Here is a 281-nt window from a genome sequence, read left to right as displayed (position 1 = left end):
AGCAGGTTCAGGCGGTTTTGTTTTACGGCGGGCTCTTCCGCCATCACCATTACGCCGTCGAAGAAGGCATCGACTTGCGGTTTGACGGAAGCCAGTTCGGACAAGGCAGTTTGGAAATTGCCTTCGGCAACAGCGGCGGCGATTTTCGGCTGCAAGCCTTGTGCGGCGGCGTACAGGGCTTTTTCTTCGTTCTGTTGCAGCAGGCTTTCATTGACTTCGCCCAGTGCGGCATCGGCTTTTTTCAGCAGGTTTTGCACGCGTTTGTTGGCGGCGGCGAGCGC

The 281-nt window shown here is 57.3% G+C and carries 1 pseudogene; it reads right to left on the bottom strand.

The annotated features are described in order from the left end of the window. A pseudogene (locus tag ACO6EE_RS00005) lies at window positions 1-281 on the bottom strand (DALR anticodon-binding domain-containing protein); the annotation flags it as partial.

Source organism: Eikenella sp., from assembly GCF_057315495.1.
This window is presented reverse-complemented; position numbering and strand designations above follow the sequence as displayed.